Here is a 6,776-nt window from a genome sequence, read left to right as displayed (position 1 = left end):
GGCGCGGTACTCCCCGGGGACCTTCTGCCAGGCCGGCTCGCCCTTGTGCTCACCGAACGCGATCCGCCGGTCCGCCCGCGGCTCGGCCAGGAAGATGCCCCACCGATAGTCGCGCATCGCGACGTGCCCGAAGTGGGCCCAGCCCTCGCGGCCGACGTTCACGGCGGTGCGCAGGTAGACGTCCTCGGTGGGCAGCGTCGGCCCCATCGACTCCCACCAGGTGAGGAAGTTCGGCTGCCAGGACTCCAGGGCCCGCTGCAGCCGCCGGTCGTCGCGCAGATCGACGTTGTTGGGAATCTTCTCGCCGTAGTCGGCGATCGTCATGGTCAGACTCGCTTCCGGTCGAAGTCGGCGCGCTGTCCGGTGCCGAACTTGCGCAGCGCGCCGTCGGGGCCGGAGGCGTTGGGGCGGTAGAAGATCCAGTTCTGCCAGGCGGACAGCCGACCGAAGATCTTGGTCTCGATCGTCTCGGGGCCCGCGAAGCGGTAGTTGGCCTCCAGGCCGGTCAGCGCGTCGGGGCTGAGCGACGCCCGCTCCTCGATGGCGATGCGCACCTCCTCCTCCCAGTCGATGTCGTCGGGGATGAAGGTGACCAGGCCGAGTCGCTCGGCGTCCTCGGCCTGCAGTGCCTTGCCCTCGGCCGCCTCGGCGGCGGCCAGCGCTTCGGGGTCGCCATGGAAACGGGTGGCCAGGCGGGTCAGGCCGTTGCCCATCGGCAACGGGCCCAGGTTCATCGGGCCGATCGTGATCGCGGCCGGCTCGGCGTCGGGGTCGACGTCCTCGAAGACGCCCACCAGCTGGAAGGACCGGTCGGCGGCCAACGCGAGCTCCAGCAGCGAGCCGGCGAAGCAACTGCCGGGCTCGATGAGGGCGATGAGGCTGCGGCTGGTGACGTCCAGGCGCTTGAGCGTGCGCTTGAGGTACAGGACGATCTCGCGGGCCGGCCAGTCGCCGGAGTGCTCCAGGAGCAATGCGTCATGGGACAGCACGCGGGCCGCGTCGCCCTTCGTGCGGAAGACCCAGGTGCCCAGCTCGGTCTCGTTGGTGCGCAGGTCCAGGATCAGGTCGTCCAGCTCGCGGGTGAGCGCCAGGGGCCAGAAGTCGACGCCCTGGTCGTGGACACCGGCGAGGTCGGCCGGAGCGTCGGTCTCCGGGCCGAGGACGGTGATCTCCGCGACGCCGTGGTCGTGGTCCAGGGCCGCGCTGACGTACCGGTAGCCGATGTGATCGTCGGTACGCGTCTTGGCCAGCGGGGTCAGCTCGATCCCACGGGCGTCGGCGGGCCGGTCCGAGCGCTCGGCGAAGGCGGCGGCGCGCTCGGCGACGGTCCGGTCCCAGGCGGTACGGGCCACGGCCTCATCGACCAGCCGCCACTGCACGGCCTTCTTCCCGCCGACGCCCTCGGACCTGGTGGAGAAGTAGTCCGCCAGATCGCGCCGCACGTGCCGTTTGTCGACCATACGGGTGAGCCCTCCGGTGCCGGGCAGCACGCCGAGCAGCGGCAGCTCGGGCAGCGACACCGCCGAGGAGCGGTCGTCGACCAGCATGATGTGCTCGCACGCCAGGGCCAGCTCGTAACCGCCGCCCGACGCCGTGCCGTTCAGCGCGGCCAGATACGTCTGGCCGGAGTGCGCACCGGCGTCCTCGATGCCGTTGCGGGTCTCGTTGGTGAACTTGCAGAAGTTCACCTTCCACGAGTGCGTCGAGGCCGCCAGCATCCGGATGTTCGCCCCTGCGCAGAAGACCTTCTCCTTGCCTCCCGTGATGACCACGGTGCGCACCTCGGGATGCTCGAACCGCAGCCGCTGCACCGCGTCGTACAGCTCGATGTCCACGCCCAGGTCGTAGGAGTTCAGCTTCAGCTCGTACCCCGGAACGAGACCGCCCTGTTCGTCTACGTCCATCGTCAGAGTCGCGATGGAGCCGTCGAATGTCAGGCGCCAATGACGGTACCGCGACGGGGCGGTCCGGAAATCGACCCGCTCGCGCCGGGCGGGCACGTCATCGCCCTCGGTTTTCGGACAGACGGCGAGTTCGCTCACCACGCTGGTCATCGGCCATCCTCCTGTCGTTCGAGGTAGGGCCGATACTCTACAAACACGCGATGCAGCGTCAAGACTAAGTAGTATTTATTTCGAGTCGACGTGCTCGTACGCCGTCCGTGAGCTCCCGCGGCTACGCCTCCGGCCCTTCGGCCGGTTCCGTGCGGTAGATGTCGGCCGCGTCGGGCACCGTGGACACGCCCAGTTCCTCCGCCACGCTCGACACCGCCTGGGCCGCGACGGATGGATCGTGGCGGCCGTCGGTGGTGAAGTACGGTGCGACGTAGCGTTCGTAGAGTCGACGGGCCTCCGCCTCGCTGAGGCTCGGGATGAGGGCGTTGACGTACCGGACGGCGAGATCCGGTTCGTCGCGGATCGTGCGCAGGGCTCGGCGGTCGGCTCGTACGAGGGCCGGTACCGCCGGATCGTTCGGTGCGATGTGGGTGGGGTCCACGGCGACACCCACCGTGGGGATCCTGAAATGGTCCCCGACGAAGGCCAGCAGCCGCAGGCCGTGCTCCTCGGCCGTGACCTCGGGGGCCAGGGTGCTGCCGACGAACGCCGCGTCCAGGGAGCCCTCGGCGAGCCGGCGCAGGTGGCGGCCGTAGTCGCCCGGCGTCATGACGACCGACTGGACGTCATGGTCCGGATCGAGCCCGTGCCTCCTGAGCACGATGCGGGAGAAGCACCCGGGCGCGGTTCTGGGCGCGTGGATGCCGATCCTGCGGCCCCGCAGCTCCTCGACCGAGGCGTACGCGTCGCGGGCGAGCAGCCAGAACAGCGGCCGATCGGTGTTGACGCACAGAACCGTCCACGGGACGCCGTCGGTCACGCGCGACAGCACCGCCCGGCCCAGCCCGATCGTAGCGGTCCGCCGGACCCGTTCGCCGTCCCAGGCGCATCCGTCGCGCAGCGCGACGTGGACCCCCTCCTGCTCGTAGTAGTTCTGCTGGTCGGCGACGTAGGCGACCAGTTCCTCGTGGATTCCGCGCCCGACGTAGGTCAGGTCGATGGTGTGCACTGCGAGGACTCCCTTCCGGGAAGCGTCAGTCCATCGCCAGTCCGCCGTTGACCGGCGCGGTGGTGCCCGTGATGAATCCGCTGTCGTCACCCGCGTAGAAGGCGACGGCCCGGGCCACGTCATCGGGGGAGGCGAGGCGGCCCAGCGCCGTCTGGGCCGTCTGGCGCTGCCGTTGTTCCTCATCGAGGACACCGGAGATGACGGTCTCGGCCACCGGCCCCGGGGCCACCACGTTGACGGTGATCCCGCGAGGCCCCAGTTCCTGCGCGACGAAGCGGGCGAACTGGCTCAGGGCCGCCTTCGAGGTGCCGAGCGCGATCATGCCCTCACGCGGCTGCCGGCTCAACACGGTGCCGAGGTAGACGATCCGTCCGTAGCCGCGCGTGGTCATGCCGGGGACGACGGCCTTCGTCAGCAGGAAGGCCGCTCGCATCTCCTGTTCCAGTTTGCCGCCAAGTTCGTCCCACGAGATCTCGTCGAACGACTTGATGGCGTACGGGATCAGGGCGTTGTGGACCAGGACCTCCACCTCGCCCATGGCGGCCCGGATCTGCTCGACCATGCCGAGCACGGCGGACGCGTCGCGTACGTCGGCCCGCACGGCCATCGCCCGGCCGCCGGTGGACTCGATCGACGCGACCACGTCGTCCGCCTCGCCGCGGCTGCTGCGGTAGTTGACGACGACCCGCATGCCCCGGGACGCCAGCAGCCGGGCCACGGCCGCGCCGATCCCCCTGGTCGCGCCCGTGATCAGGGCGACCCTGCCGCCCTGCTGAACGTTCGTCATGTCGGCCTCCCAGGACGTGCCCGGCGCAGATGACCGTGTGATGACGCTGATATCGACCTTACGCGCCCGGATGCGGCTGTCGCCGTTCACGGTGGCCGGCTCGCAGGCCACCCCGCGCTCGGGATCCTCGGCGCACTTCTGACAGGCTCAGCAGCGGTTTCGTGACTCTAGGCGACGAGCGATGCCCGGAATCCGGGATCATGGCACGGCGGATCGCTCTACAGTCGCGTAGCGAAGCGGGCAAGAGGAAGGGTGTGACATGGGGGGACTGCAGTCCGGCGGTGGAACGAGTGCCGTCGTGGCGTCGGCGCACGCAGGGTGCCAGCGGTTTCGGATGACCGATCCCTTCATCACCCGCAGAACGCGCAGGGTTCTGGCCGCCCGCATCGGCCACCCTGATGCCGGCGCCGGGATCCCCGAGGCTCGGTGGACGCGGGCGATGACCTTCGAGAGCCTCGTGCACTCCGATGACTTCGTCTCCGAACTGCTCACCAAGACGGTCGGGCAACTCGGCCTCGCCCGTCCGAAGGCCGTCCGGCGGCGCGACTGCCACGGCATCGTCGCCGACACCGCCACCGAACTCGCCCTGGCCCATCTCGACGCGGAGTCCTCCGGTGAGGCGACCATGGTGACGGCGCTCGCCGTCCCGTACCTGAACCTCGAGAACGTCCCCGATTCGACTCCCGTCCAGCCCGACTTCGCGATCGTCTGTCCCCGGGAGGAAGAGGGCCGGACCGTCGGCTCCTGGCTGATCATGGGCGACGCCAAGGACTACGAACGGATCCGCTCGCGCATCGACGACGGCCGGATGCTCAAGGGCTTCCTGCAGGTCGCGCTGGGCGCCGAGTCCGCCGCCGCCTGGAGCAGATTGCCGGCCGGCATGCGCGTGCATCGCCAGGGAGCGCTGGCCGTGCCGCGCAACGCGTTCCTGCAGCCCGAAGCCGTCGTGGAGTTGCTGGACGACCACCGGATCGAAGTCCGCACGAGGGCCGATGAACGGCTGACGGCCAAGGCCGAACTCGACGACGGTTTCCCGGCGGAAGAGGAACTCGTCCCGTACGTCGCCCATCTGACCGCGAACTTCGACCCGCGCAGCTGCGTGACCTGCAACCTCTTCTCGTACTGCCGGGCGGAGCTGCGGAACGGTGACGAGCCGCTCGCCATCCTCACCGAGATCGGGATCGACCGTCTCAGGCGTCCTGCCGTGGCGGGGCTCGTGTCCGGTGAGAACACCGACGGGCCCGCGCCGCGAAGCATCGTGAATCAGGTGCGCGCCACCGTCACGGGCCTCCCTTCCTGGACCGGGCGTCTGCGGACCGACCCGTGCGGGTCGCCGGGCACCATCGATCTCGTCCTCGTGAAGTCGGACGCGTCGGCTCTCGGAATGCACGGCGTGGCCGTACGGAAGGTGGGCGCGGACGCGCGGACCGCGTGGGTTCGGCGGGTGTTCGCCGACCCGCAGTCCCCGTTCACCCGCCGCGCGGTGATGCGGATCCTCGGCGCGGCCATCCGTGAGATCCGGGAGGCGGGGCTCGGCCCGGTGCACCTGGTCGTTCCGGACCGGCCGACCGCCGACCTGCTGGCCACCGCCGCGGATTCCCTGGCCGGGGTCGAACTCAGCCGTCTGCGCTGGCAGCATGACCTGGACAGCGGCCGCCCGGCCCTGACCTTCGACGGGGAGCCGGCCACGCTGCCGGAGCCGCTGCACGACGACGAGCGGCTCGCGGTCAGCTTCCTCCTGGAGGAGGACAGGGCCCGGGCCATGAGCCTGCGCACACCCATCGTCGACGTACGAGCCGTGCTCGCCACGCATGTGACGCCCGGCGGCCCGGCCGTCGACGCCGGCCGCCTGGACTACCTCCTCACCTGGGCCGAGGCCACCGGCCCGCTGGACCATCGCAAGGTCTCCGACGCCATCGCACAGCAACCGGAGACCCCCGGAGCCCGGCTGTCCAACGTCGTCTCCGATGCGATCGACGGGGCGCATCGCGAGGAGGACACGGCCGCGTACAGGACGCTCGTCGGCGCGGCCCTGGACTACCGCGTCGAGGTGCTCGAAAGGGCGCAGCGCGTCCTCGACGGGTTGGGGATCTCCCGGCTGCGTGACGTCCACCGCGTGCTGGAGGCCGACGCGCAGGAGATCTGGGGCCGCCGCGTCGCGCTGCAGGCCTCCGACCTCGTCCGCTTCTCTCGGATGCACTCGCACTGGCGCAATGCCCACGTCGACCTGCTGGACGCCGATCGCAAGTGCTTCGACCAGCTCACCTGCCTGGCCGACACCTCGGTCGCACGCGACAGGGCGACCGACGCCGGGACCCGCGAACTGGCCCTCGCGACCGTGATCGGTCTTGAGCCCATCCGGCTCGACGTGAAGTCACGGCGTCTGGGCGACGCGTCGGAGGTCGTCGCGCTGCACGTGGGCGACCGCGCTCTCGTCGAGCATCCGAACACGGCCGTCAAGATCCAGAGAGGCTCCTTCAAGCTCGGGCAGCTGCCGATCGGGACGCTCAGGCGTCAGGACGGCGTCGAAGGACTCCTCTGGGACCCCCTGGTCGTCCCCGAGCTGGCGGTCGGCGACACCCTGATCCTGGCCGACGCCACCTGGTTCACGCGGTTCAAGTCGGGTCATGAGATCGCGGTGAAGCGGCCGTCCCTGGACGACCGGTCCGCTCCGAGGGCCACCTGCACCCCGGACGCCTACTCCGAGGACCCGGAAGAACACCAATGGTGCTGCCGGCCGCACACGGTCACCGAGGCCGAGTGGGCGGACACGCTCGCGGAGCGTCGATCCCGCGGCGAGCTCAACCCGGAGATCTGGCCGCCGCTGGTCGATGAAGAGCGGTTCGACATCAGAACGCATGAGGTGGAAATACTGATCGCGCCCACGCCCACCCCCGACGACCTGACCATCGACGACCTGGACTGA

At 70.1% G+C, this 6,776-nt stretch carries 4 protein-coding genes and 1 pseudogene; 1 reads left to right on the top strand and 4 read right to left on the bottom strand.

Going from position 1 to position 6,776, the window contains the following annotated elements:
• From AB0I04_RS45720 to AB0I04_RS45705, 4 genes and pseudogenes are all read right to left on the bottom strand, one after another.
• Nucleotides 1-324, bottom strand: a pseudogene (locus AB0I04_RS45720) (benzoyl-CoA 2,3-epoxidase subunit BoxB); the annotation flags it as partial.
• Nucleotides 325-326: 2 nt separating this feature from the next.
• The gene (gene boxC, locus AB0I04_RS45715) at nucleotides 327-2,054 is read right to left on the bottom strand and encodes a 2,3-epoxybenzoyl-CoA dihydrolase (RefSeq protein ID WP_360899751.1); all 1,728 of its coding nucleotides are present in this window, start codon (nucleotides 2,052-2,054) and stop codon (nucleotides 327-329) included.
• A gap of 121 nt (nucleotides 2,055-2,175) precedes the next feature.
• Nucleotides 2,176-3,063, bottom strand: a complete 888-nt coding sequence (locus AB0I04_RS45710) for an ABC transporter substrate-binding protein (protein ID WP_360899748.1) — start codon at nucleotides 3,061-3,063, stop codon at nucleotides 2,176-2,178.
• A gap of 25 nt (nucleotides 3,064-3,088) precedes the next feature.
• A complete protein-coding gene (locus tag AB0I04_RS45705) occupies nucleotides 3,089-3,850 on the bottom strand; it encodes an SDR family oxidoreductase (RefSeq protein ID WP_360899745.1) in 762 nt (253 codons plus the stop codon).
• Nucleotides 3,851-4,184: 334 nt separating this feature from the next.
• Here AB0I04_RS45705 and AB0I04_RS45700 point away from each other — a divergent pair, with 334 nt between their 5' ends.
• Nucleotides 4,185-6,776 (top strand): hypothetical protein, encoded by a 2,592-nt coding sequence (locus AB0I04_RS45700; RefSeq protein ID WP_360899742.1) that lies wholly within the window; start codon nucleotides 4,185-4,187, stop codon nucleotides 6,774-6,776.

The sequence above is a fragment of the Actinoallomurus sp. NPDC050550 genome (assembly GCF_040655075.1).
Classification (GTDB): domain Bacteria; phylum Actinomycetota; class Actinomycetes; order Streptosporangiales; family Streptosporangiaceae; genus Actinoallomurus.
The sequence above is the reverse complement of the archived record's forward strand: the minus strand, read 5'-3'. Positions and strand labels throughout refer to the sequence as shown.